This window comes from Halomonas meridiana (genome assembly GCF_009846525.1).
Classification (GTDB): domain Bacteria; phylum Pseudomonadota; class Gammaproteobacteria; order Pseudomonadales; family Halomonadaceae; genus Vreelandella.
The window spans coordinates 3,076,027-3,100,784 of sequence record NZ_CP024621.1 but is presented as its reverse complement, the minus strand read 5'-3'; the positions used below and the strand labels follow the sequence as shown (position 1 = coordinate 3,100,784).

Sequence of the window (24,758 nt, the reverse complement as noted above, 5' to 3'; positions counted from 1 at the left end):
TTAACGTGTGCCCTCGAGCACGGTTCCTAGCTGTTGCAAGTAGGCGACCAGGGCAGTGATTTCCTGGGTGCCGCGTACGTCAGCGGTCGCGTTGGCGATGTCCTCATCGGTGTAGGGCACGCCGAGCTGACGCAGGGTGCGCATTTTATCCGGTGTGGCTTCGCCGTCGAGGGTACGCTCAAACAGCCAGGGGTAGGCTGGCATGATCGATTCCGGCACGACATCGCGCGGGTTGTACAGGTGGGCACGGTGCCAATCATCGCTGTAGCGGCCGCCTACACGCGCCAAGTCAGGCCCGGTACGCTTGGAACCCCACAGGAAGTTGTGCTCGTATACCTGTTCGCCCGCTACGTTGTAGTGGCCATAGCGCTCGGTTTCTGCACGGAAGGGCCGCACCATCTGCGAGTGACAGCCAACGCAGCCTTCACGGCGATAGATATCGCGGCCTTCCAGTTCGAGCGCAGTCAAGGGGCGAAGCCCTTCGACCGGCTCGGTGGTCTGCTTTTGAAAGAACAGCGGAACGACTTCGGCCAAACCGGCAAAGCTGATCACAACCAGGATCAACACGGCGAGTAGGCCAACGTTCTTTTCGACAATCTCGTGTTTCATTGGTCTTAACTTCCCCGGTTTAAGCGGCTTGCGGCGCAGTGAGGCCAATGGCTTCGCGGCGCTTCACGGTCATGTACACGTTGAAGGCCATCAGGAGCATGCCGGTTACCCAGAAGAGGCCGCCCACCATGCGCACGAAGTAGCCGGGGCCACTGGCTTCAACCGATTCCACAAAGGTGTACATCAGCGTGCCGTCAGCATTGATGGCGCGCCACATCAAGCCTTGCATGATGCCGTTGACCCACATCGCTGCGATGTACAGCACCGTGCCGATAGTCGCCAGCCAGAAGTGCACGGCGATCAAATTAACGGAGTACATTTCGGTACGACCAAAGACGCGTGGAATCAGGTGGTACATGGAGCCGATGGTAATCATCGCGACCCAGCCAAGCGCACCTGAGTGAACGTGACCAATGGTCCAGTCGGTGTAGTGGGAAAGCGCGTTGACGGTCTTGATCGCCATCATCGGACCTTCGAAGGTCGACATGCCGTAGAACGACAGGGCAACCACCAAGAAGCGCAGGGTTGGGTCGGTGCGCAGCTTATGCCAAGCGCCTGACAAGGTCATCATGCCGTTGATCATGCCACCCCAAGACGGTGCCAGTAGAATGATCGACATGATCATACCCAGCGACTGCGCCCAGTTGGGCAGCGCGGTGTAGTGCAGGTGGTGCGGGCCTGCCCACATGTAGATCATGATCAGCGCCCAGAAGTGGACGATAGACAAGCGATAGGAGTAGATCGGACGCTCAGCCTGCTTCGGCACGAAGTAGTACATCATGCCCAGGAAGCCCGCCGTCAGGAAGAAGCCCACCGCGTTGTGGCCATACCACCACTGCACCATGGCATCGACGGCACCTGCATAAATGGAGGTGGAGTACATGGGCGTGACGGGAATCGCGGCGTTGTTCACGATGTGCAGAACGCCAACAGTCAGAATGAACGCAGCAAAGAACCAGTTCGCCACATAGATGTGCGACGTGGTGCGTTTCTTAATTGTCATCAAGAACACGATCGCATAGCTGATCCACACTACCGCCAGTAGGATGTTGATCGGCCATTCGAGCTCTGCGTACTCTTTGGTCGTGGTGTAGCCCAGCGGCAGGGAGACCACCGCCGACAGGATCACCGCTTGCCACCCCCAAAAGGTGAACGCTGCGAGCTTGTCAGAGAACAGGCGTGTCTGACAGGTACGCTGAACGACGTAATACGACGTCGCAAAGAGCGCTGAACCACCGAAGGCGAAGATAACGGCGTTAGTGTGTAACGGACGAAGACGCCCGAAGCTCGTCCAAGGTAGGCCGAGGTTCAGTTGCGGCCAGACCAACTGGGAGGCAAGGATAACGCCAAGCGTCATACCTACGATGCCCCACACAACGGTCATAATCGCGAACTGCCGAACTACCTTGTAGTTGTAGGTCGGGTGTTCCAATGCTGTGCTCATTTCATGTTCCCATCGAACGCGGTTAGGGGGTAACCCGTGGCATTTTGCAATCGCACGTTGCCATCGCATTGTGCACGGGTGCGGCCACCCGCTTGATGATGCAGGTCAAGATCCGGCCTAGATTCTATCGCAGCCGCGCCCTAAGCTGAACACGCCAATGGATGTAACGCTGAATTATTAGGAGGGCTAAGTGTCCTATTACGCTGGCCATGGTTTCGTGACCATCACCCCACAGGCGCTGCGTGAACGGCTCGCCAGCCCCGCTGTTCAGCGGTTTCTCGTGGAAGGGATGGGGCCGGTGAGCGTCTCCGGCAACCCCGAGCAGGGGCGAATTCTGCTAGCCCATGGTGCTGGGGCCGGTCACCTGTCAGATTTTATGCGGCAATTTGCCGCGACGCTGGCCCATCAGGGGCTCCAAGTTTGGGCGATCGATTTCCCCTACATGCAGCAAATGAGCGAGCAGGCAAAGCGCCGTCCGCCTCCGCCCGTAACGAAAACGCTGGAGCACTTCGTCGCTTGGTATGATCTGGTCGTGTCCATCAGTGGTTCGCCTTTATGGGTGGGAGGGAAATCCATGGGCGGGCGTGTGGCATCGCTGTTTGCCAGTCAGCACCCCTGCGCAGGCGTCGTTGCAGCAGGCTATCCGTTTCACCCACCCAAAAAGCCCGACTCTCTTCGCACCGATCATTTTCCTGACATCGCTACGCCTATGCTGATTCTGCAAGGGGAGCGTGACCCGTTTGGCACGCGTGAAGAGGTGGCCGCCTATGATTTACCAGACGCTCTTCACATTCATTGGTTAACCGATGGCGACCATGACTTTAAGCCGCGGCGACGTTCTGGTGTCAATCAGCAGGTTTTGATTGACGAAGCAGCCATAGTTGCGGCATCCTTCGTCCGCGCTCAGTAAGCGGTTGCCGCGAGAACGTGCAGTACGCTGGTTTAAATCAAAAATTTAAACGCAACGTGTTGACATTCAAACAGGCTTCTGTAGAATGCAGCGCCACGTGACCAGCGGGTGGTTAGCTCAGTTGGGAGAGCACCAGCCTTACAAGCTGGGGGTCACTGGTTCGAACCCAGTACCACCCACCATTTATTTGGTGCCCTGGAAACGTAACGCAGTTAAGTGATGCATTTGTGGACCGGTAGTTCAGTCGGTTAGAATGCCGGCCTGTCACGCCGGAGGTCGCGAGTTCGAGTCTCGTCCGGTCCGCCATCATCATCTTAGTCTGCAATTAGTTATCGCTATTCGGACCGGTAGTTCAGTCGGTTAGAATGCCGGCCTGTCACGCCGGAGGTCGCGAGTTCGAGTCTCGTCCGGTCCGCCACGATAACTTGAGAAGTAGTAATATTGATAAGCAACAAGCTATCAATACCCCGGGTGGTTAGCTCAGTTGGGAGAGCACCAGCCTTACAAGCTGGGGGTCACTGGTTCGAACCCAGTACCACCCACCATTTAAGCCAATGTTTTAGCGCCTCTGAACCGCTTTAATAAATGATTTAAATGGTTAGTGTGTCTTAAAGTGGACCGGTAGTTCAGTCGGTTAGAATGCCGGCCTGTCACGCCGGAGGTCGCGAGTTCGAGTCTCGTCCGGTCCGCCATTAAGCACCCATCGGCAGTCATATTGATAAAGCCGAACAAATTTCAAAAAAGCCCGAATCGATGATTCGGGCTTTTTTTATTGCGCGTACATAACACGCTAACAAGCAGCGTGCAGTCAATGCGCTGCACGCTGCTGTTACTTGCTTTTATTACTGACTAGGTAAGCGTTAGGCGATCGTGCTGACGCCTGCTTTGGCAATTTGCACGTCTTGATCTGGCTTAACGCCAGAGATGCCAACAGCGCCGACGACTTGGCCATCCACGATGATCGGCACGCCGCCAGACAGCAGACCCTGTAGCGGTGCAGAGACAAACGCCGTACGGCCACCGTTAATCATCTCTTCAAACACTTGGGTCTCTTTACGACCCAGGGCAGCGCTACGCGCTTTTTGGGTAGCGACATCGGCGCTGAACGGGGCAGCACCGTCTAAACGGCGCAGTGCCAGCAGATGGCCGCCATCGTCGGTGACGGCGATGGTGACCGGCCAGCTGTTGTTGTCAGCTTCTTTCTGTGCGGCATCGAGGACTTGGATAACGTCGGCTTGGCCTAAAACAGCTTTGGTTTGCATCAAAGGATCCTTTTTATCATAGGGATGAAAGCGCTGCGCCCAACCGTTAATACGTTGTGAAAGCGCAGCGAGTGTAAAGGGTTATACCAGGGCAGCGTCCACGACTTCTACCCAGTGGCGTACCGGCGTGCGGTTGGCACTGGCCAGATGCGTTTGACAGCCGATGTTGGCGGTCACAATCACCTCAGGGTTGCCTGCTTCTAGCGCATTCAGCTTGTTATCGCGCAGCTGAGTGGCGAGCTCTGGCTGTGTCACCGAGTAGGTGCCCGCCGAGCCGCAGCACAGGTGGGCATCTTTCACGTGCGTTAGTGCAAAGCCGAGTTTGCTAAGCACGCCTTCCACTGCGCCGTTGAGCTTCTGGGCGTGCTGCAGCGTGCAGGGGCAGTGGAACGCTAAACGCTGATGCTCTTTAAGCTGCAGCGCTTCAAGCGGCTCGTCGCGCAGTATTTCGACGATATCCTTTGCCAGTGCGCTGACTTTTTTGGCCTTTTCAGCGTAGGCGGGGTCGTCCTTGAGCATGTCGGCATACTCTTTGACGAAGGCGCCGCAGCCGCTGGCGGTTTGTACGATGGCTTCCGCGCCCTGCTCGATTTGCGGCCACCAGGCATCGATATTGGCGCGCATCCGCTCGCGGCCCGCCTCTTGGGCATTGAGGTGGAAGTCGATAGCACCACAGCAGCCAGCTTCACTAATCGGTGTGACGCTAATGCCCAAACGATCGAGCAGGCGTGCCGTGGCTGCGTTGGTGTTGGGCGACAGGCCCGGCTGCACGCAGCCTTCTAGAATCAATACCTTGCGGGCATGGCGCTGGCTGTCGGGTCGCTGGCCTGCATCGACCGGTGCGGGCGGCATTTTGCTACGCAGCTTGCCGGGCACTAGAGGCTTGAAGGTTTGCCCCAAGGTCAGCAGCGCTTTGAAGCGTTTCGGGTCGACCAGCATTTTGCGCAGCGCATAGCGCTGAGCCCGTTCTGCCGCCGGGCGCGGCACACGACGGTCTATTTCCGCACGGCCAATATCCAGCAGCTTGTGATACTCCACGCCGGAGGGGCAGGTGGTTTCACAGTTGCGGCAGGTTAGGCAGCGGTCTAGGTGCAGGCGAGTCTCTTCGGTGACTTGGTCATCGTCATCGCGGCTCTCCAGCAGCTCCTTCATCAAGTAGATGCGCCCGCGTGGCCCGTCTCGCTCATCGCCCAGCAACTGGTAAGTGGGGCAGGTGGCGTTACAAAAGCCGCAGTGCACACAGGTACGCAGAATGCGCTCGGCTTCCTGAATATGCGGTTTTTGGCGGTCGGCATCGGTAAAGTGCGTCTGCATGTCAGCTCTCCTGATTAAAATGCCGCATAAAGACGACCAGGGTTGAAAATGCCGTGGGCATCCAGCTCGGCCTTCAGGTTGCGGTGGTACTTCTCGACCACAGCATTCAGCGGAGTAAACGGTGACTCCGCGCCCCCTTGGGCATGCGGGGTGTAGCAGGTAGCGTGGCCACCGGCCTTCTGGCATTCATCGCGCAGCGTGTCTGCGGGAAGTGCGGTTTTCACCCAGCGCTGGCTGCCGCCCCAATCATAGAAGATATCGCTTTCATCAACGGCGAGCTTTAGCGCTGGGGTATGGGGCGGTAGCGAGAGGCGCCACAGTGCTTGACCTTCGTTGAGGCTGAAAAAGCCATGCTGCTGGTCACGAAGCTGTTGCCAGAAATCCGCAGAAAGCGCTTCACCGCCCAGGCGCTCTTTCGTGGCCTTGACGGAGCTTTCACCGCCTTCCAGCCGAATAAACAGCTCGCCCGCGTGCCATGCCGCAGCCGTGATAGGCAGCGGCTGGCGGCCAAGCTCAGAGAGCTTCGCTAAAGCATCTTGCAAGCCCATTTCAAGGCGCAGACTGTGGCTGGCGGTGGGAATAGGCAGCACCTTAAATGAGATATCGGCCAGCACGCCTAGCGTGCCCTGGGCACCGGCCATCATGCGGGACAGGTCATAGCCCGCCACGTTTTTCATCACTTCGCCGCCAAAGCGCAGCAGCTTGCCTTCTTGGGTAATCACCCGCGTGCCCAGGACAAAATCCCGTGCAGCACCTGCCCAAGGGCGGCGAGGGCCGGACATACCGGTGGCCACCGCACCGCCAATGGTGCTGGCTTCGCCAAAAATGGGCGGCTCGAAAGGCAGCATTTGATGTTTTTCTGCCAGCGCCGCGTTCAGCGCGCTCAAGCGGGTGCCTGCCCGCACCGTGACGACGAGTTCGATAGGATCGTAAGAGACGATGCCGCTGTGGGCGGCGACGTTGAGTTCCGTGCCTTCCACCGGACGACCATAAAAGGCTCGGGTATTGCCCCCCACGATGCGCAGCGGAGTACGGTCGTGGTAGGCGCTGCGAACCTGTTCGCTCAGCTCGTCGGCAATGTCTCGGTCGGCAGCGTGTATCGCTAGTTCGGTCATGGTGGTTCCTTATTGCATCAGAAGCGTGGCAGTTCCGGATGCGGTAACTCATTGTTATGCACATGCATCGCGCCAAATTCGGCACAGCGCGCCAGGGTGGGAATGTTTTTCCCTGGGTTGAGCAGCCGTTTGGGGTCGAAGGCCGCTTTCAGCGCGTGGAAGACCGTCAGCTCATCGGGCTGGAACTGGCTGCACATCTGGTTGATTTTTTCGCGCCCCACGCCATGCTCGCCGGTAATCGAGCCACCGGCGGCTACGCATAGCTCCAGGATCTTGCCACCTACGTCTTCCGCCAGGGCAAGCTGGCCCTCTTTGTTGGCATCGAACAGGATCAGCGGGTGCATATTGCCGTCACCCGCGTGGAATACGTTGGCCACGGGTAGGCCGCTCTCTTCTGAAAGTGCGGCAATGCCTTTCAACACGCGCGGCAGCTCGCGGCGGGGAATGGTGCCATCCATGCAGTAGTAGTCGGGTGACATGCGGCCTACAGCAGGGAAGGCATTCTTGCGTCCGGCCCAGAACTTGGCGCGCTCGGCTTCGTCCCGCGCCTGTTGAATGTTAGTGGCTCCGGCCTTTTCCAGTACGCGGCGCACGGTCTCGCAGTCGTCGTCCACGTCGGCTTCCACACCATCCAGCTCACAGAGCAGAATGGCTTCGGCTTCCACGGGGTAGCCTGCCTTGATGAAATCTTCGGCGGCTTTGATGGCGAGCTTATCCATCATTTCCAGGCCACCGGGGATAATGCCTGCGGCAATGATGTCGCCCACCGCGCGGCCCGCTTTTTCGATATCATCGAAGCTGGCCATTAGCACTTTGGCGGTTTCTGGCTTGGGCAGCAGCTTCACGGTGATTTCCGTGACCACCCCAAGCATGCCTTCTGAACCGTTCATCAGGGCCAAGAGATCAAAGCCGGGCGCATCCAGGGCTTCAGAACCCAGCGTCATGTGCTCGCCTTCAATGGTCAGCACGTCCACCCGCATCACGTTATGCACGGTGAGACCGTACTTCAGGCAGTGCACGCCGCCGGCATTTTCGGCGACGTTGCCGCCAATTGAGCAGGCGATTTGCGAGGAGGGGTCGGGGGCGTAGTAGAGCCCGTAAGGGGCGGCCGCCTCGGAAATGGCAAGGTTGCGCACCCCTGGTTGAACGCGGGCAATGCGCGCGTCGGGGTCAACGGTAATAATTTGGTTGAACCGCGACATGACCAGCAGCACGCCCTGCTCAAGCGGCAGTGCGCCGCCGGAAAGGCCGGTGCCTGCTCCCCGGGTCACCACGGGTACGCCCAGTGCATGGCAACGCTTTAACAGGCCTTCGACCTGTTCCAGCGTTTCCGGCAGGGCCACCAACATCGGCAGCACGCGGTAAGCGGCTAAGCCATCGCACTCGAAAGGGCGTAAATCTTCTTCCCGATGCAGCAGCGTTAATGAGGGCACGGCGCCTTGCAGGTCGCTAAGCACCTCGGCTTTATCACGGCGGACAAGCTCACCATCAAGGCGCTCGTCGTAAAGGATATTCATGGTAACTCCTATGGATGAGGAGGAGAGACAGCTATCTAATCACTTGATGGAAAATATTTCCATAATATGTCGATGCTTTTGGAAGTATTTTTCATAAAGTGTCGAGAGTGGTTGGTGAGGATACAATCCGGCTTTTTAATGTAGTGCTGGGTAGCCCTAAGGCTACCCAGCCGTTCCTACCGTGAGGTAACGCTACTCCTTACATCAATGGGTCAATCACACCCAAAACATAAAACGCGATCAGCGCGATAATGCCGGTGAAGACCAGGTAGTAGATGGTCGGGATGATCGTTTTACGAATGGTGGTGCCCTCACGGCCGAGTAGGCCGACGGTAGCCGATGCCGCCACGACGTTGTGAATTGCGATCATGTTACCTGCGGCCGCACCCACGGCTTGCAGTGCGACCATCATCGCCGTGGAGAGCCCAAGCGTTTCGGCCACGCTGAACTGGAACTCCGCCAGCATCAGGTTAGACACCGTGTTGGAGCCTGCAATAAAGGCGCCCATGGCCCCCACTGCCGGGGCAAAGAACGGGTAGATACCGCCCACACCGTTAGCCACCGCTTGTGCCATCATGACGGGCATCGAGACCAGATCCGCGCCGTTGACGCCGGAGTTGATCAGGATACGTACCATCGGCACGGTGAAGATCAGGACGAAGCCCGCACCAAAAATGGTTTTGGTCGACTCGGATACTGCAGCGCTTAACTGGCGCGGGTTCATGCGGTGCAGGAAGTAAGTCACCAGCACGACGGCAAGGATGATACCGCCGGGCAGGTAGAGCGGCTGAATGCCACCGCTAACACCGGCTTCGCCAAAGATATTCGCCCAGTTCAGATTGATGGAGGTCAGCGCGGCTTTAAGCGGCTCGATGGTGCGTGAGGCCACCAAAAATAGCGCGAGCAGTACGTAAGGTACCCAACCTTTAAAGGTGGACATCGGTGCTTTACCGGCCACATCGTCCAGCTTGATTTGCAGGTTGCCGATCCACTCGTCCGGCCAGGCAGTCGATTCTGGGAAGTCCCAGGTATCTTTGGGCAGCAGGAAGCCTTTACGCGCGGCAGGTACCACAATCGCTAGGCCCACCATCGCACCAATCATGGAGGGGAATTCCGGACCAAGCAGCACGCCTACCAGCATATAAGGCACTACGAACGAGATACCGGTGAAGATCGCGAAAGGCGTGATGGATAGCCCCTCTTTCCAGGAACGGTTGGCACCGAAGAAACGCACCATCACCACGACTAAAATCAGCGGCATTAAAATACCGACGATACCGTGGGTGATTGCTACAGAGCTGGTCACCTGCTGGAAGAATACGTCCCAGGTAGAACCGTTCGCTTCAAGCTGTGCGGTAATGTCTGCACGGTTCAAGCCGCTACCTACACCCACGACGATGGGCGTACCCACGGCGCCGAACGATACCGGTGTGGATTGGATCATCATGCCCACCACCACGGCGGCCAATGCTGGGAAGCCTAATGCCACCATCAGCGGGGCTGCCACGGCTGCCGGTGTACCGAAACCAGACGCGCCTTCAATGAAGCAGCCAAACAGCCACGCAACTATCAGCGCTTGTACACGGCGGTCAGGGCTGATGCCCGAGAAGCCGTTGCGAATCGCGGTGATGCCGCCTGAGTGTTTAAGCGTGTTGAGCAGTAAGATCGCGCCGAAAATAATCCACAGCAGGCCAGCGGTCTGGATAAGCCCCTGCACGGTGGATGCCGCCACGCGGCTAAACGACATATCCCAAGCGGTCAGACCAATAATGGCTGCCGTCAGGAAGACAATCGGCATCGCTATTTTGGCCGGGATTTTGAAGCCTATGAGCAATATCCCAGCGAGCAACAGCGGCAGAAATGCCAGAAGAGCGAGTATAGTTTCATTCATGGGAGGAACGGCCCCTTGTTATTGATTTGGTGTGCTCCGCAGTAGCCAACTTGTCATTTCAATGATAGTTGGGTCAGCGTGAAAGATACGGTCAGGCGGGCTGAATGACTACATTGGAAAATTGGTCTTACCAGTGTAGGTTGGCTCGTGAGTGCAAAAACCAAGCGGTCGTTTTAAGTTAAGACGTTGTTTTTGTGAGGCTTTGAGCTTTACGTTAGCGTGCTAGCCAGACAGTGCCCATTAGACTAATAGACAGTGCGGCAAGCCTTCACGCAGCGAGCCTAGCGCGCAGCTTGCGTTGTTGATCGCTTAGACTCACTGTAGTGGCGATGCACTCACCATGACAAAAGGAGTACGATCCAATGGCGATTACCTTATATGACCTATGCGGCCGCGATGAGCGCCTGCGTTTTTCCCCTTACTGCTGGCGTGTGCGGATGGCGCTGGCCCATAAAGGGCTGGAGTACACCACCGTGGCTTGGCGCTTCCAGGAGAAAGACGTTCTCGCGTTTGCCGATTACGACAAGGTGCCTGTACTCACTGATGGCGACAATGTGGTCACCGATAGCTTCGACATCATGCGCTACCTAGACCGCGCTTACCCAGAGGCCCCGGTGGTGGGCGAAGGGGTGAGCCTTCAGCGCTTAATGCTGTTTAAACAGTTAGTAGAACGCAGCATTACCCCCGCGCTGTTTAAGATCGTCGCGTTAGATCTGTTAGCCGCGATTCATCCAGATGATCGTGATTACTTCCGTAAAACCCGTGAAGCGCGTTTTGGCGCGACCATGGAAGCCGTTCATGATCCCGAGCAGGGGCGTCAGCTGCTCAAGCAGGCGTTGGTGCCGGTGAGCGCTCAACTGAAAGAGAGTCCGTTTTTAGATGGCGATGCCCCCAGCGGTGCCGATTATCTGCTGTTTGGCAGCATGATGTGGGCTTACACCGTCTCCACGGAAACGTTGGTGGACGACAAGGACCCCGTTGCCGCATGGTTCCAACGCATGCTCGAGGTCCATGACTCCGCGGCAGGGAAGGCCCTGACGGTTCGTGATCTATAATAGGTAGGGCGGCACTTGGCCGCCTGACACCCACAGGCAGCACTAACGGCTTAGGCCGTTAGTGTGTAAGGAGATGGCAATGATTGACCTGTACTACTGGACAACCCCGAACGGCCACAAAATCTCCATCATGCTTGAAGAGGCAAAGCTGGCTTACCGCATCAAGCCGATCAATATTGGCCGTGGCGAGCAGTTTGACCCTGAGTTTTTGACGATTGCGCCCAATAACCGGATCCCCGCCATCGTGGACCACGCCCCTAACGATGGTGGTCAGCCCATGGCGCTGTTTGAATCAGGCGCCATTTTGGAATATCTCGCCGACAAAACGGGGCAGTTCCTGCCAACAGAAGGGCGCGAGCGCTACGTGGTATTGCAGTGGCTCCACTGGCAAATGGGCGGTCTTGGCCCCATGGCGGGGCAAAACCACCACTTCTGCCACTACGCCCCGCAAAAAATCGAGTACGCCATTGAGCGCTACGTGCGCGAGACCAACCGGCTATATAGCGTATTGGATCAGCGGCTCTCCCAGCAGCATTACGTTGGCGGTGACCGCTACTCCATTGCCGATATGGCGATTTACCCTTGGATCGTGCCGTGGGAGAAACAGCGCCAGACCCTGGAAGAGTTTCCCGACCTCGAGCGCTGGTTCGAAGAGGTATCCCAACGCCCGGCGGTGCGTAAAGCCTACGCGCTAGTGGAAGATATCAATCCCCAAGCGGGAGTCACGATGGATGATGAAGCTCGTAAGCATCTGTTTGGCAACCGTTAATCCAACGGCTTTTTCTGGCCTTTGAGTGGGCGAAAGTGTGGCAAGCGCAGCATGTTGAAAAATCATGTTGCGCTGCACAAAAAGCGCTGCTAGCTTTGTGGGTAGCAACGGCAAACGCCCACTACCGGCCTGCCTCGGCGCGGGTCGAATCGCTAGCTCACTCAAGGAGATTACGTGATGAACAAGGCCGCAGATAAAACCAGCCAGCAGTTCGAGTCGGTATTCGTGTCCCCCATGCGTTCCTACACGTTGGCGGCACTGAACTACTACGAGCAGCTGGTCGGCGCGCAGATGGATGCAGCCCGTGCCTACTCCGACATGACCATCGCTCAAGCGCGTACGTGGTTAGACGTGAAAGATGCGGATAGCTTCAAAAAAGCGATGGAGAGCCAGCAAAAAACTGCTGCCGATCTGATGGAGCGCATGAAAGGCGACTCTGAAAAAGTCACTTCTATCAGCCAAAGCTTCATGCAAGACAGCCAGAAAATGGCCGAAGAAACGACCAAGAAAGCGGTAGAGACTGCCAAGCAGTAATTATCCCGCTTGAGTGAAAAAATGCCGCGCCCAGAACCGAATCTGGGCGCGGCATTTTTGTCGAGATGACGTAAAGATTACCGTGATGCTTCGTCAGCACGGGCCCGAAGCCGGAAGCGTGCAATACGAATAATTTGTTGAATCGCGGTTTCACGCTCTTGGGCCAAGCCGTTCTCCAAACGCTCTTCGAATGCCGCGAGGATGTCGTAGCGGTTCAGCCCTTTCACCGCAATGACGAACGGAAAGCCAAATTTCTCTTTATAGGCCGCGTTGAGCTGCTCAAAGCGGGCAAATTCCTCGGGCGAGCACTGGTCGAGCCCTGCGCCTGCCTGCTCGCTGGTGGAGTCGTGCGTTAACTCTCCCGCCAGTGCGGCCTTACCCGCTAGATCGGGGTGGGCCCGAATAACGGCAATCTGCTGCTCGGGCGTTGCCTGTCGCAGCATCAAACCCATCAGTTCGGCCAGTGCGTCAGGGGTGTCATGTTCTGGACGCAAGCCCTGCTGCCAAGCAGCCTCTGCCACCCAGGGCGAGTGCTCATACACATCGCCATAGTGGGAAACGAAGTCTTCCAGGCTGCACTGGCTGGGGGCAGGGGATAGCGTGAGTGGGGTAGCGGTCGGCACAAAAACTCTCCAGGCGTGCGAAAAGGGAAATGCTGTATACAATAAATAGCATCAACGGTACTCTTTGACCAATAGGTCAAGCTCTACACATACCCTCTATCCATAACACCAACAACCCCGCCAATGTAAGGAGTGACGATGGGACGCTTAACTACCCACGTGCTGGATACCGCCAAAGGGCAGCCCGGCCAAGGCATTACCATTGAGGTCTTTCGGCTAGCGGGCGGCAGCCGCGAGCACTTAGGCTCCACCGTCACCAACAGCGATGGCCGTTGCGATGCCCCCCTGTTAGAGGGCGAGGCGCTCATATCCGGTGAGTATGAGTTAGTGTTCCACGCGGGGGATTATCTACGTCGTCAGGGTGTCGAAGCCGTCGAACCGCGCTTTTTAGACGTGATTCCGCTGCGCTTTGGCGTAGCCGATGCAAGCCAGCACTATCACGTGCCGCTGCTGCTCTCGCCGTATGGCTACTCGACCTACCGCGGTAGTTAAGAGGGCGGATCATGCAAGCGTACATCATTGAATTCGTAAACCTACTGCTGCGCTGGCTGCACGTGATTGCGGCCATTGCCTGGATCGGCGAGTCGATCTACTTCGTGATGCTGGATAACGGCCTGCGCACTCCCAAAGCAGCTGAAGATCGCGAGAAGGGAGTCTTTGGTGAGATGTGGGCCGTGCATGGTGGCGGTTTCTATCATAACCAGAAATATGCCACGGCCCCGGCCAAGCTGCCCAACGACCTGCATTGGTCATTCTGGAAAGCCTATACCACGTGGCTATCGGGTTTTGCACTGTTTGTCATTCTCTATATGGTGAACCCCGGTTTCTACTTAGTGAACCCGGACAGCAACTGGGCCTGGGCGGCTAACCTCACCGGTTGGCAGGCGAACCTGCTGGCGCTTGGGTTCCTGCTAGGCGGCTGGGTGGTGTACAACGAGTTATGTAAGCGCATCAGCCCCAACATGGAGCGCGATGGGCTGCTGAGTATTGCCGTAGCGGTGATGATGGTGGTGGTGGCCTACCTAAGTACTCAGATGTTTACCGGGCGGGCGGCATTTCTGCTCACCGGCGCGGTAATGGCCACGGCGATGTCGGCCAACGTATTCTTCTGGATTATTCCCGGCCAGCGCCGCATGGTAAAAGCCATGAAAGCGGGGGAGACCCCCAACCCGCTAGACGGCAAGCGCGGCAAGCAGCGTTCGGTGCACAACACCTACTTCACGCTGCCCGTGGTTCTGCTGATGGTGAGTAATCACTACTCTTTTATCTACGCCCACGAGCTCTCTTGGGTGGTAATGGTGTTGTTTATCTTTGCCGGAGCGCTGATTCGTCAGTTCTTTGTGCTGATGCATGCCGGCAAAATTCAGCCTGCCTACCCTGCAGTAGGCGTTGGGCTAATTTTGCTCGCGTTCTGGGTGGCAGCGCCCAGCCCACGTGCCGCCGTAGAAGGCGCTGGCGGTGCGCCCACGCAAGCGCAGATATCTGGGCTCATTGAACAACACTGCACCCAGTGCCATGCCCGCAACCCTGAACATGCCGGTTTCTCCGCGCCGCCTGCAGGCTATGCCTTTGATAGCTGGGACGATATTCTTGGTCACAAAGCGCAAATCCAACAGGTCGTTGGCAGTCGCTACATGCCGCTTGGTAATATCACCAACATGAGTGACGAAGAGCGCGATATCATTGCGGCCTGGGAGGAGTAATCAGAGTCGCAGACAGGAGACACTATGAGTGATGCGCAGGCGGCGTTAAAACGGAGGCCTTCTGATAAAGAGGGCGATGAGCGCCACGAAGCGATTTACCGGGCGGTGAGCGATGCGATTGTGGAGCAGCGTCTTAAGCCCGGCGCTCGGCTGCGCGAAGATGCGCTAGCGGAAGTATTCGGTATTAGCCGCACGGGGATTCGTAAGATCCTTCAGCGGCTGGCGCTGGAGCAGCTTGTTACCTTGACCCCGCGTCGTGGGGCTAGCGTGACGCGCCCCACCGCCGATGAAGCAAAAGACGTGTTCGATGCCCGCCAGTTGATCGAGTGTGGCCTCATGCCCGATGTGGCCAGGCGCATGAACGCCGCGGCGGCGGCGGAGCTTCGCGAGATGGCCCGCCAAGAGCGCCAAGCCCTACGCAGCGGTCAGCAGAGCGTGGCGATTCGTCTCTCGGCGGATTTTCACGTGCGTCTCGCGCAGCTCTCCGGCAATGCCACCCTGGCAGAATTCGTCGAGCGCCTCTGCTCCCGCTCTTCGCTGATCCTCGCCGTCTACGGCCATCGCGGCCACCTAGGCTGCGAATCCCACGACCACGACGACCTGATTGGCTACCTGGAAACCGGCAACGGCGAACGCGCCAAAGCCTTTATGAGCCGCCACCTCAAAGCTATCGAAGCCTCGCTCTCTATGGTTGAAGAGGAAGAGAACGTCCCGGATTTGCAGCAGATATTTGGCGCGTAGCGACGCAGCTCGGCTCAGCTTTAATGACGGCTAGGCCGCTTTGCGAGACTCCCCACTAACATAAAAACGCCACCGGAGCTTATCCGGTGGCGTTTTTGGTGGTTATCTATATTGTGCAGTGAGTCATCACTACATGGCTTAGCCCGCTTTCTGCTCAGCCATCACGGGCGCTGCCTTAAACCGCTTCATCAGCCCGTAGTAGAACACCCCACCCAAACCTGCGCCGATCAGCCAGCCGTAGCCGCCTAAGCTGGCTAAGGCCGGTACTAGTACGGTAGAGAGCGAGAACATCGCCGCCACGCCAAAGGCGATAAGAGCGCGGGTGTTCCAGCCGTTGACGTAGTAGTAAGCGCTGCCGGGGGCTGAGGAGAATAGCTCCTGCATATTGAGGTGTTGGCGTTTGATCAGGTAGTAGTCCACCACGATGATGCCGTAGAACGGCGCGACGATAGCGCCCAGCGCATTCACAAAGCCCGGCACGCCAATTTGGCTGATCACCGAGATCCATAGCGCACCCACGAAAAAGGCAATCACGGCGGTAATCAAGCCGCCCATTTTGAAGCTGATTTTGCTGGGGAACAGGTTGGCTAAGTCGTAGGCGGGGGGAATGAAGTTAGCAACGAGGTTGATACCCACCGTAGCGGCAAAAAAGGTGAGGGCGGCCACGATGGTCAGCGGCAGCGAATCGACGCGTTCCACGATATCCGCCGGGTTGGTGAGCGCTTCGCCAAACAGTACCAGCGTGCCTGCGGTAATAATCAGCGCAATAAACGAGAAGAACGCCACGTTCAAGGGCAGGCCCAGCAGGTTGCCCAGCTTCATCTGGCGCTCGGTTTTCACAAAACGGGTAAAGTCGCCGAAGTTGATCACCACTGCGGCGAAGTAGGCCACCATCGTACCCACAATGGCGAGAAACGCACCCAGGCCGCCCTGCTCACCGCTGCCGCTGAAGATGGTACCAATGGCGGGCAGTAGCTCGCTACCGGCTTGTACCCATACCACAATCATCAACACCACCATCACCACGTAGACCAGCGGGCCTGCCCAGTTCAGGAAGTGTTTAATGCGCTCGATGCCCTGCCAAAAAATTGCGATCTGAAACAGCCACACGATGACGAACGAGAGCCACGCCACCCCGGAAAGGCCGAGGAACGTACCCCCGTTGCCCACGCCAAACAGCGCGGTGATCAGCAGCGCCACGGCGGTGGAGGCGAAGTAGGTCTGCACGCCGTACCAGAAAATACCCACGATGGCGCGCAGCATGGCGGGCAGGTTGGCACCACGCACGCCCATGCTGGCGCGCACCATGACCGGGAAGGGAATGCCGTACTTCACGCTGGGTTTGCCGGTCAGGTTGACCAAAAACATGACGATAATCCCGGCTAGAATAATCGCGGCCATTACGGCCCAGCCGTTAAGGCCATAAGAGAGAAACAGCGCCGCTGCCAGGGTGTAGCCAAACAGGCTTTGAATATCGTTAGACCAAACGTTAAAAATCTCAAAAGCGCCCCAAGTGCGGTGCTCTGGCTTTAGCGGGGCGAGGTCTTCGTTATAGAGCGTTGGATCAATCTGCTGAATATTTAGGTCGCTTTGGCTGGGTTGTTCATTCATTGCAAGGCTCGTTATCCGGAAATGGTCGCCTGCCACACGGTGGTGGCAGGCGTTGGCAAGGCGAGTTACTGAGTGAAGCGCTGGCAGGCGGGCCAGTGTTTCATCAGCAGGTAGTAGGTCAGCCCGGCAGGAATGAGGCTGGCATACCAAGAGACCGCCGAGAACGAGAGCGCTGCGATAATACCTACCGCTGTCGCTATCAGCGCCGCTTGGTTAATGCCTTGGTACGGGCCGTTTTCGTCGTAGAGCTTGCCGATATCCAGCGTGCGGCGGCGAATCACATAGTAGTCCACCACCAGAATGGCGAAGATGGGGCCAAGGAACGCGGAGTAGGTTTGTACAAAGAGCTGCAACCCTGCGGCCGATTCAGGCTGCACCAGCTTCCAGGGGAAGGTAGCGAAAGCCAGCAGGCCCACAATGACGGTGGCGACGGGGAACTTGAGCTTGAACACGTCCATCAGCACGTAGGTGGGCGGCACCACGTTATTCAGCACGTTGGTGGTCACCTGGGCGAAGGCGATAAACAGCAGGGTGATCATTAGTAGCGGCGTGTTATCTACCGCGTTGGCGAACACCTGGATGGGGTCTGCGGTGCCAGTGGCTTGCGACACCATGTAGCCAATCAGGCCCATAAACAGCGTGCAGGGCAGAATCGACATCGCGTAAATGGTGGTAAGCAGGCTTTGGGCCGTGCCTTTTTTGTGCTCGCGGGAGTAGTCGCTCACATTCAGCATCATGGTGCTGTAGATGCCCAAAAACAGCATGGTGGCGCTCCAGAAGGGCATCCCCCAAGAGCCTTCCATGGTCAGCAGGCTGGTGGAAAGCTCATCGCCGTAACGCTGCACCGTGGCGTAGAACATGTACATCAGCGAGCAGAGAATAAATGCGCTGCCGATATTTTCCAGCCACTTAATACCCTGAAAGCCGAGTACCGAAAGGCCAATCTGCAAACACTGGAAAGCAATGAAGTAGAAGATCAGGTTATCGAAGCCGAACAGCGTCGCCGACACCATGTTGAGGGCACCTGCGCCAATCCAGCTTTGAAAACCGTACCAGACGATGGCAGGAACGGCGCGCACCAAGCCGGGAATACGCGTGCCGGTAAAGCCAAACGCGCTGCGTGCCTGCACCATAAACGGAATGCCGTATTTGTAGCCAGCAGCCCCATTAATGGCGAGCGCCACGCCAATCACAAAGCAGCCAATGGCGATGGCCAGGGTGGCTTGAAGCAGGTTGAGCGTGCCCACCACGCTTGAGCCCATGGCGAAGGTGCCGATAGAGACACACCCTCCGAACCAGGCTAAAAAGTAGGAGGTGCGCCCCATAATGCGGGTGCTTTGTGGAGCTAAGCTTTCCGCCCCAACGGCTTTGGCGGTGGCGGGGCTAGCCGCTCCCGGTAGTTCATCTGAGGTAAGAGCAGAGGTTGAAGTGCTCATGTTACCGTCCTCGCAAGATTATCGATGTTATTGGCAACCTGGGCACTGTGGCCCAGGAGACGCTTGCGGCGTGGCGTGCTAATGGCGGTATTCGTACGGTTGTTATGGTTTTATGGTGCGTGATTTTTTAGCGTGTGGATGGCAGGGTTAGGTTGGAAAAATCCGCGAACTTGCCGGTAAAGGATTTCGGGCGAGGGTAGTCTAAATCGCCGTATTTGCTGGTATGTAAGCCCAGCCCCACCAGCGACTCGGCAAGCTTCAGCGCCGCGCTTACCCCTTCCACCACGGGCAGGCCAACTTCGCGGCTAATGGCGTGGGTGAGGTTCGCCATCCCGCCACAGCCCAGCACAATCGCGCCGATGCCATCCTCATCGCGGGCACGGCAGCACTCTTGCACAATGCGGCTAAAGGCAGCGTCAGGGTGGTCTTCTAAATCCAGCACCGGAATTTCAGCGGCGCGAATGCGGCGGCAGTGGTGGCTAAAGCCGTACTGCTCAAGCAGGTGCTCGGCAATAATGCCGGTACGGCCTAGGGTGGTCACAATTGAGAAGCGCGTGCTAATCAAGGTGGCCATGTGAAAGGCGGCTTCGGCAATGCCAATCACTGGGGCGCGGGTCAGCTCGCGGGCAGCCAGTAAGCCGGGGTCACCAAAGCAGGCCACTACGTAGGCATCGATATTGCCCTCGCGCTCGCCTTTCAGCACTTCTTCGGCCACGCCCACTGCGCTCACTGCTTCATCGAAGTGGCTCTCGATAGAGACAGGGCCAGCGTGGGGTTGAGTGGCACTCACCGTAGTCGATGGGGCCGCTAACTGTTCGGCTGCTTGTCGAATCGTCGCCGTCATGGCAGCCGTGGTATTGGGGTTAATCAAGCGTATATGCACGGGGTGATACTCGCATGTGAACAATATTTTCTATCTTGTATACGAAAATAGGGCGCTTTTCTGCGATGCGCAAGCCCTTTCATGCAACGGTTTAGCGCTCGTAGAGTTGACCAAGTGTTCAGGTTTCAAAGGGTTAGCGTGCTGTTGAGCCGAAAAGCGTCGTCATCTCAATTAATTAGCCCTGCGTTGAATTGCGATGGCCGTTCAAAATGGCTATTTTGTATACAAACTAAAACGCTCTGCCTTTGTTAAGGAGCCTGTCCATGACCTCTCATTACCCTCGCGATTTAATCGGCTATGGCCGCACGCCGCCCCACGCTAACTGGCCAGGCAAGGCCAAGATCGCCGTTCAATTTGTGCTTAATTATGAGGAGGGCGGCGAGAACTGCGTGCTGCATGGGGATTCAGGCTCGGAGCAGTTTTTGTCCGAGATTATCGGTGCGGCCAGCTACCCAGACCGCCACCTGAGCATGGAGTCCATCTACGAGTACGGCTCCCGCGCTGGCGTGTGGCGTATTCTGCGCGAGTTCGAGCGCCGCGGGTTGCCACTGTCCGTATTTGGGGTGGCGATGGCGCTAGAGCGCCACCCGGACGTGGCCCAGGCGTTTAAAGAGCTTGGCCATGAAGTGGCGTGCCACGGCTATCGTTGGATTCACTACCAAGAAACCCCGGAGCATGTCGAGCGCGAACATCTGCAAAAAGCCATGGAGATCTTCCAGCGTTTGTATGGTGAAAAGCCTGAAGGCTGGTACACCGGGCGCGATAGCCCCAATACGCGCCGTTTAATTCTGGACGAAGGTGGTTTTCTTTACGACAGCGACTACTATGGCGACGACCTACCGTTTTGGACCAAGGTGAGCGATAGCCAGGGGGCTGAGCATAACCACCTGATCGTGCCTTACACCTTAGATACCAACGACATGCGCTTTGCTGCCCCGCAAGGTTTCAATACGGCGGACCACTTCTTTACCTACCTGCGCGACGCCTTTGATGTACTGTATGCCGAAGGGGAAGAAGCGCCGAAGATGCTCTCGATTGGTATGCACTGCCGTTTGCTGGGCCGCCCCGGGCGCTTCCGCGCGCTGCAGCGCTTCTTAGACCATATTGAAGCCCACGACCGAGTGTGGGTGGCTCGCCGGGTCGATATCGCCCGCCACTGGGCGGAGCATCACCCCGCACCCAAATAACGAAACAGGACACCATGACACCCCATATCGGACAACGGATTGCCGCCCAGTTTGATGCACTTAGCGCCCAAGAGCAGCGTGTGGCGAGTTTTATCCTTGATCACTTTGATGATTTAGCGGTGTACAGTGCCGCTGATCTAGCGCGTTTGACCGGGGTGTCAAAATCCACCGTGAGCCGCTTGTTCAAGCGCCTAGGCTTTGAAAGCTACCGCACGGTAAAAACCCACGCTCGCCAGCTGCGTAATTTGGGTGTGCCATTGGTGATTGATGCCCATGCCATGGAGGAGGAGAGCGAGAGCGGAGCACCGTTCCAGCGCCACCTTCAGCGGGAGCAGGAAAATCTCCAGCGTTGCCTGGGCAATCTTGACCACCACGACTTTGCTGCCATGGTGGATGCGTTAGCAGGGGCGCAGCAGGTGCTCGTGGTGGGCTTTCGCAACAGCTACCCGTTGGCGCTGCATCTACGTCAGCAGCTCGTTCAGGCCCGCGGCCAAGTGCGTTTGGCTCCACAGCCCAACCAGTCGTTGGCCGAAGAGCTGGTGGACTTAACCGAACACGATACCGTGGTACTGTTTGGCTTTCGTCGCCGTCCGTCGGCATTTGCCGCGTTGATGGCCGCCCTTGAGCGCTCGCCTGCCAAGGTGCTGCTGATCGCTGACCCCACCGCCTCGCCGTTTGCTTCGCAAGTCACATGGTGGTTAGAAGTGCCGCTAGAGAGCCTTTCAGCGTTTGATAGCTACGCCACCGCCAATAGCGTGATTTGCCTGTTGGCGAATGCTGTTTTGCACCAACGCCTAGCGGATGGTCGCGAACGGATCAGCGCAATTGGTGACCAGTACGCTGAGTTAAACGAGCTGGCATCCCCCGTCATGAGCGTCGATTGGGATGCCCATCAATAATGGTGCGGCCTGCCTGCTCTCTGCACCAAAGATAACCGCCGTATTCTCTGTGCACCCGGCCTGCTGGGTGCATTTTCCTGCCTGATAGTTACCTAACACGCTGTTCTTAAGCTGCTTTCCTTTTAGCTGGTCTCTTTATTGCAAATGCGGGTTGTGGTGTGAAACGAAAGTTTCTTTGTTTTGCCTTGTGCAACAAAGCTTTCATCACGCGACACACACATATTGCTTCTCGGCATTGGCTTGCGACTCACTTTCAGGAGAGCGTCATGGGAACTACCCCTCAGGGCTTTAAAGATTCGGTTCAGCACTACTTGAAACGTCTTCAAACCGGCGTAGTGGCCACCGGTATGGCAGCCACCCTGGCTGTAGGTGGGCTGAGCACTAGCACAGCGGCTCACGCCGATGCGTTGGAAGCTATTGAGTCTCGCGGCACGATTCGTATTGCGGTACCGCAGGATTTTCCGCCCTTTGGCTCGGTAGGCACTGATCTACAGCCGCGCGGTTACGATATTGATATGGCGAACTATCTGGCCGAAGAAATGGGCGTCACCCTGGAGCTGATTACCGTGACCAGCGCTAACCGCATTCCCTATTTGCAAACAGGGCAGGCGGACTTGGTGATTTCTAGTTTAGGTAAAAATCCTGAGCGTGAAGCGGCGATTGATTTCTCTGATGCCTACGCGCCGTTCTTCCTCGGTGTGTTTAGTGCGGACGCAGACGAAAGTGTGGATGGCCCTGAAGGCTTCGCTGATAAAACCATTGGCGTGACTCGCGGTGCGGTAGAGGACATGGAGCTTTCCAACGTCGCGCCAGACTCCACCACCATTCAGCGCTTTGAAGATAACGCCACGACCATCTCGGCGTTCCTTTCTGGCCAAGTTGATTACGTGGCGACAGGCAATGTGGTGGCAGCAGAAATCGCCGAACGTAACAGCAATCGCGCGCCGTCATTAATGTATCAACTGAAAGACTCTCCCTGCTACGTGGGGCTGAACAAGAATGAGCCAGCGCTGTTAGAAGAAGTGAATCGCCTGATCGCTCAGGCATTGGAAGATGGCACGCTCAACGAGTTCTCCCAGCGCTGGTTCAGTGCGGATCTCCCCGACAACTTCGGTAGCTGAGGGGTAGCATGGGGCCAACACTCGATTTTCTCACCCTGTTGCCCTACGTCGGCGAGCTGGTCAAAGGCTTCACCACCACGGTCGCACTGACCGTGGTGACCACGTTGACCGGGCTAGGGCTGGCAGTAGCGGTAGCGTATTTACGTGTGAACGGGCAGCCTTGGATGCGCTGGGGGCTAGGCGGCTATGTCGAAGTCACCCGTAACACCCCTTTTATTGTGCAGCTATTTTTTATCTTTTTTGGTTTGCCGGGCCTCGGTATCAAAATCGACGCCATCACGGCTGCCTTTATTGCCATGACGTTGAACCTGGCTGCTTACAGCGCCGAGATTTTACGTGCGGGTATTAGTGCCACGGCGAAAGGGCAGCTAGAAGCCGCCAGAGCGCTGGGCATGAGTACCCTGCAAAGTTACCGCCATGTGGTGCTGGTGCCTGCTTTTGCCAGGGTCTATCCCTCGCTGATTAGCCAGTCAATCATCGTCATGTTGGGCTCGGCGGTGGTGTCGCAAATTTCCGTCTTCGATCTGACCTACGCCGCTAACTTCATCCAGTCCCGCAACTTTAGAAGCTTTGAAGTCTACCTGCTGATTACCTTGGTGTACTTGCTGTTGGCGTTCGGTATGCGCCGCGCCTTTATGCTGGTGGGTAAGCGTGTGTTCGCATATCAGCAAGGAGAGCAACGATGATTGAGTTCACGCTGTGGGATATCGTACGCAACCTGTTGCTCGCCGCCCGCTGGACCGTCGTACTGTCACTGATTGCCTTTGTCGGCGGCGCTACGGTAGGGCTGGCGCTCACCTTTATGCGCCTTTCTAGCCGCCGCTGGTTGCAGCGCTTGACCGCGCTGTATGTGGATCTGTTTCAAGGCACCCCGCTATTGATGCAGCTGTTTTTGATCTTTTTCGGCGCGGCGGCCATGGGACATCCCATCTCTGCCTGGTGGGCGGCTTCGATTGCCCTCACGCTGTTTACCAGCGCGTTTCTTTGCGATATCTGGCGGGGCTGCTTGGAAGCCGTGGCCAAAGGGCAGTGGCACGGTGCCCGCGTGCTGGGTATGAACTACTTCCAAACCATGCGCCACGTGATCCTTCCTCAGGCGCTTCGGCTCTCGATACCGCCCACGGTGGGGTTTTCGGTTCAGGTGATTAAAGGCACCGCGCTGGCGTCCATCATTGGCTTCGTGGAGCTCACAAAAGCGGGCACGATGCTGAATAACGCCACCTTCGAGCCGTTCACTATTTTCACCCTCGTGGCCCTTTTTTACTTCGCGCTGTGCTACCCGCTCTCCTGCTACGCGCGCCATTTGGAGAAAAAGCTCTATGACGCTGGTCTGCGTTAATAACGTTCATAAAGCCTTTGGCGACCTGCAGGTGCTCAAAGGGATCGACCTCAACGTTGCCCAGGGGGAAGTGGTCGCCATTATCGGCCGCAGCGGTTCAGGCAAAAGCACGCTGCTGCGCTGCTTGAACCAGCTCGAACAGCACGATAGCGGCGAGATTACCATTGCCGAACAGCAGCTCGATGCCGGTACCATGTCGCCCAAAGAGCTTAGCGAAAACGTCGGCATGGTGTTTCAGAGCTTTAACCTGTTTCCCCATAAAACCGTGGGTGAAAATGTTTGCTTGGCACCCGTGGTAGTGCGTGGCGAAGCCCGTGCCGATGTCGAGAAAGTCGCCCGCGAGGTGCTGGAGAAAGTCGGCCTGGGGGATAAGTACGATGCTTACCCCGCCCAGCTTTCCGGCGGCCAGCAGCAGCGGGTAGCGATTGCCCGGGCGCTGGCCATGCGCCCGAAGGTGCTGCTGTGTGATGAAGTCACCTCAGCGCTAGACCCTGAGTTAGTCGGCGAAGTACTGCGCGTGCTGGAAGCGTTGGCGGCAGAAGGCATGACGCTGATTTTGGTCACCCACGAAATGGGCTTTGCTCGGGATGTGGCCGACCGCGTGGTGTTTATGCACCAGGGGCGCATACACGAAGAGGGTGAGCCTGCCGAGCTGTTCAGTAATCCTAAAACCCCAGAGCTTAAGCAGTTTATCTCTGCGGTGCTTTAAGGTTTGTCTGAAGTCGCACCGCGTAATATTGTATACAAGAAATAGGCGCAGCATCCTCATGCTGCCATGACCGCTGAGTACGCCAC

The 24,758-nt window shown here is 57.2% G+C and carries 24 protein-coding genes and 5 tRNA genes; 18 read left to right on the top strand and 11 right to left on the bottom strand.

From position 1 onward, the window contains the following. Entirely contained in the window at positions 1 to 609 is a 609-nt protein-coding gene (gene ccoO, locus CTT34_RS14785; protein WP_153842519.1) for a cytochrome-c oxidase, cbb3-type subunit II, read from the bottom strand. A 19-nt stretch (positions 610 to 628) separates the two neighbouring features. Continuing rightward, on the bottom strand, positions 629 to 2,053 hold the full coding sequence (gene ccoN, locus CTT34_RS14780) for a cytochrome-c oxidase, cbb3-type subunit I (protein WP_159343114.1): 1,425 nt from the start codon (positions 2,051 to 2,053) through the stop codon (positions 629 to 631). 190 nt (positions 2,054 to 2,243) lie between these two features. Between ccoN and CTT34_RS14775 the strand changes: the two genes are divergently transcribed. The 6 genes from CTT34_RS14775 (at position 2,244) to CTT34_RS14750 (ending at position 3,655) form a co-directional block, all read left to right on the top strand. Beyond that, positions 2,244 to 2,963 (top strand): alpha/beta fold hydrolase, encoded by a 720-nt coding sequence (locus CTT34_RS14775; protein ID WP_159343113.1) that lies wholly within the window; start codon positions 2,244 to 2,246, stop codon positions 2,961 to 2,963. A 106-nt stretch (positions 2,964 to 3,069) separates the two neighbouring features. Then, positions 3,070 to 3,145, top strand: a tRNA-Val gene (locus CTT34_RS14770). Between the two features lie 47 nt (positions 3,146 to 3,192). Next, positions 3,193 to 3,269: transfer RNA gene (locus CTT34_RS14765), tRNA-Asp, on the top strand. Positions 3,270 to 3,304: 35 nt separating this feature from the next. Next, positions 3,305 to 3,381: transfer RNA gene (locus tag CTT34_RS14760), tRNA-Asp, on the top strand. A 51-nt stretch (positions 3,382 to 3,432) separates the two neighbouring features. Next, positions 3,433 to 3,508 (top strand) — tRNA-Val (locus CTT34_RS14755). A 70-nt stretch (positions 3,509 to 3,578) separates the two neighbouring features. Next, positions 3,579 to 3,655 (top strand) — tRNA-Asp (locus CTT34_RS14750). Positions 3,656 to 3,823: 168 nt separating this feature from the next. Here CTT34_RS14750 and CTT34_RS14745 read toward each other — a convergent pair. The 5 genes from CTT34_RS14745 to CTT34_RS14725 all read right to left on the bottom strand — a co-directional run bounded on the left by CTT34_RS14745 (position 3,824) and on the right by CTT34_RS14725 (position 10,062). Further along, on the bottom strand, positions 3,824 to 4,225 hold the full coding sequence (locus tag CTT34_RS14745; protein ID WP_159343112.1) for a heme-binding protein: 402 nt from the start codon (positions 4,223 to 4,225) through the stop codon (positions 3,824 to 3,826). Positions 4,226 to 4,306: 81 nt separating this feature from the next. Beyond that, positions 4,307 to 5,539, bottom strand: coding sequence for a glycolate oxidase subunit GlcF (gene glcF / locus CTT34_RS14740; RefSeq protein WP_159343111.1), 1,233 nt, complete (start codon positions 5,537 to 5,539; stop codon positions 4,307 to 4,309). 14 nt (positions 5,540 to 5,553) lie between these two features. Next, entirely contained in the window at positions 5,554 to 6,654 is a 1,101-nt protein-coding gene (gene glcE / locus CTT34_RS14735; RefSeq protein WP_159343110.1) for a glycolate oxidase subunit GlcE, read from the bottom strand. A gap of 17 nt (positions 6,655 to 6,671) precedes the next feature. Next, the gene (glcD, locus tag CTT34_RS14730) at positions 6,672 to 8,171 is read right to left on the bottom strand and encodes a glycolate oxidase subunit GlcD (protein ID WP_159343109.1); all 1,500 of its coding nucleotides are present in this window, start codon (positions 8,169 to 8,171) and stop codon (positions 6,672 to 6,674) included. Between the two features lie 199 nt (positions 8,172 to 8,370). Continuing rightward, on the bottom strand, positions 8,371 to 10,062 hold the full coding sequence (locus tag CTT34_RS14725) for an L-lactate permease (RefSeq protein WP_159343108.1): 1,692 nt from the start codon (positions 10,060 to 10,062) through the stop codon (positions 8,371 to 8,373). 362 nt (positions 10,063 to 10,424) lie between these two features. Between CTT34_RS14725 and CTT34_RS14720 the strand changes: the two genes are divergently transcribed. From CTT34_RS14720 to CTT34_RS14710, 3 genes are all read left to right on the top strand, one after another. Continuing rightward, positions 10,425 to 11,117: a glutathione S-transferase family protein gene (locus CTT34_RS14720; protein WP_159343107.1), complete on the top strand. Its 693-nt coding sequence runs from the start codon at positions 10,425 to 10,427 to the stop codon at positions 11,115 to 11,117. Between the two features lie 79 nt (positions 11,118 to 11,196). Beyond that, positions 11,197 to 11,886 (top strand): glutathione binding-like protein, encoded by a 690-nt coding sequence (locus CTT34_RS14715; RefSeq protein WP_159343106.1) that lies wholly within the window; start codon positions 11,197 to 11,199, stop codon positions 11,884 to 11,886. 177 nt (positions 11,887 to 12,063) lie between these two features. Beyond that, the gene (locus CTT34_RS14710; RefSeq protein WP_159343105.1) at positions 12,064 to 12,420 is read left to right on the top strand and encodes a phasin family protein; all 357 of its coding nucleotides are present in this window, start codon (positions 12,064 to 12,066) and stop codon (positions 12,418 to 12,420) included. Positions 12,421 to 12,497: 77 nt separating this feature from the next. Here CTT34_RS14710 and uraD read toward each other — a convergent pair whose 3' ends face one another. Next, complete coding sequence (gene uraD, locus CTT34_RS14705; protein WP_159343104.1) at positions 12,498 to 13,043, bottom strand: 2-oxo-4-hydroxy-4-carboxy-5-ureidoimidazoline decarboxylase; 546 nt, start codon at positions 13,041 to 13,043, stop codon at positions 12,498 to 12,500. A gap of 138 nt (positions 13,044 to 13,181) precedes the next feature. Between uraD and uraH the strand changes: the two genes are divergently transcribed. The 3 genes from uraH to CTT34_RS14690 are packed head-to-tail and all read left to right on the top strand — an operon-like array spanning position 13,182 to position 15,487. Then, the gene (gene uraH / locus CTT34_RS14700) at positions 13,182 to 13,535 is read left to right on the top strand and encodes a hydroxyisourate hydrolase (protein WP_159343103.1); all 354 of its coding nucleotides are present in this window, start codon (positions 13,182 to 13,184) and stop codon (positions 13,533 to 13,535) included. An 11-nt stretch (positions 13,536 to 13,546) separates the two neighbouring features. Beyond that, positions 13,547 to 14,746: a urate hydroxylase PuuD gene (locus CTT34_RS14695; protein WP_159343102.1), complete on the top strand. Its 1,200-nt coding sequence runs from the start codon at positions 13,547 to 13,549 to the stop codon at positions 14,744 to 14,746. Between the two features lie 24 nt (positions 14,747 to 14,770). Next, positions 14,771 to 15,487, top strand: coding sequence for a GntR family transcriptional regulator (locus CTT34_RS14690; protein WP_159343101.1), 717 nt, complete (start codon positions 14,771 to 14,773; stop codon positions 15,485 to 15,487). Between the two features lie 138 nt (positions 15,488 to 15,625). Here CTT34_RS14690 and CTT34_RS14685 read toward each other — a convergent pair whose 3' ends face one another. From CTT34_RS14685 to CTT34_RS14675, 3 genes are all read right to left on the bottom strand, one after another. Then, complete coding sequence (locus CTT34_RS14685) at positions 15,626 to 17,098, bottom strand: NCS1 family nucleobase:cation symporter-1 (protein ID WP_159343100.1); 1,473 nt, start codon at positions 17,096 to 17,098, stop codon at positions 15,626 to 15,628. Positions 17,099 to 17,163: 65 nt separating this feature from the next. Next, positions 17,164 to 18,534, bottom strand: coding sequence for an NCS1 family transporter (locus CTT34_RS14680; RefSeq protein ID WP_159343099.1), 1,371 nt, complete (start codon positions 18,532 to 18,534; stop codon positions 17,164 to 17,166). 127 nt (positions 18,535 to 18,661) lie between these two features. Further along, positions 18,662 to 19,417 carry an aspartate/glutamate racemase family protein gene (locus tag CTT34_RS14675; protein WP_159343098.1) on the bottom strand — a complete coding sequence of 252 codons (756 nt, stop codon included), beginning with the start codon at positions 19,415 to 19,417 and terminating at the stop codon, positions 18,662 to 18,664. Between the two features lie 263 nt (positions 19,418 to 19,680). Here CTT34_RS14675 and puuE point away from each other — a divergent pair, with 263 nt between their 5' ends. From puuE to CTT34_RS14645, 6 genes are all read left to right on the top strand, one after another. Further along, positions 19,681 to 20,604 (top strand): allantoinase PuuE, encoded by a 924-nt coding sequence (gene puuE, locus CTT34_RS14670; protein ID WP_159343097.1) that lies wholly within the window; start codon positions 19,681 to 19,683, stop codon positions 20,602 to 20,604. A gap of 14 nt (positions 20,605 to 20,618) precedes the next feature. Continuing rightward, positions 20,619 to 21,503: a MurR/RpiR family transcriptional regulator gene (locus CTT34_RS14665; RefSeq protein ID WP_159343096.1), complete on the top strand. Its 885-nt coding sequence runs from the start codon at positions 20,619 to 20,621 to the stop codon at positions 21,501 to 21,503. 266 nt (positions 21,504 to 21,769) lie between these two features. Continuing rightward, positions 21,770 to 22,624 carry a transporter substrate-binding domain-containing protein gene (locus CTT34_RS14660; protein ID WP_159343095.1) on the top strand — a complete coding sequence of 285 codons (855 nt, stop codon included), beginning with the start codon at positions 21,770 to 21,772 and terminating at the stop codon, positions 22,622 to 22,624. A gap of 8 nt (positions 22,625 to 22,632) precedes the next feature. Further along, positions 22,633 to 23,310 carry an amino acid ABC transporter permease gene (locus CTT34_RS14655; RefSeq protein WP_159343094.1) on the top strand — a complete coding sequence of 226 codons (678 nt, stop codon included), beginning with the start codon at positions 22,633 to 22,635 and terminating at the stop codon, positions 23,308 to 23,310. Next, positions 23,307 to 23,963: an amino acid ABC transporter permease gene (locus CTT34_RS14650; RefSeq protein ID WP_159343093.1), complete on the top strand. Its 657-nt coding sequence runs from the start codon at positions 23,307 to 23,309 to the stop codon at positions 23,961 to 23,963. The genes CTT34_RS14655 and CTT34_RS14650 overlap by 4 nt, the downstream gene beginning before the upstream one ends. After that, positions 23,944 to 24,672: an amino acid ABC transporter ATP-binding protein gene (locus tag CTT34_RS14645; RefSeq protein ID WP_159343092.1), complete on the top strand. Its 729-nt coding sequence runs from the start codon at positions 23,944 to 23,946 to the stop codon at positions 24,670 to 24,672. The genes CTT34_RS14650 and CTT34_RS14645 overlap by 20 nt, the downstream gene beginning before the upstream one ends. The last annotated feature ends 86 nt before the right edge of the window (positions 24,673 to 24,758 follow it).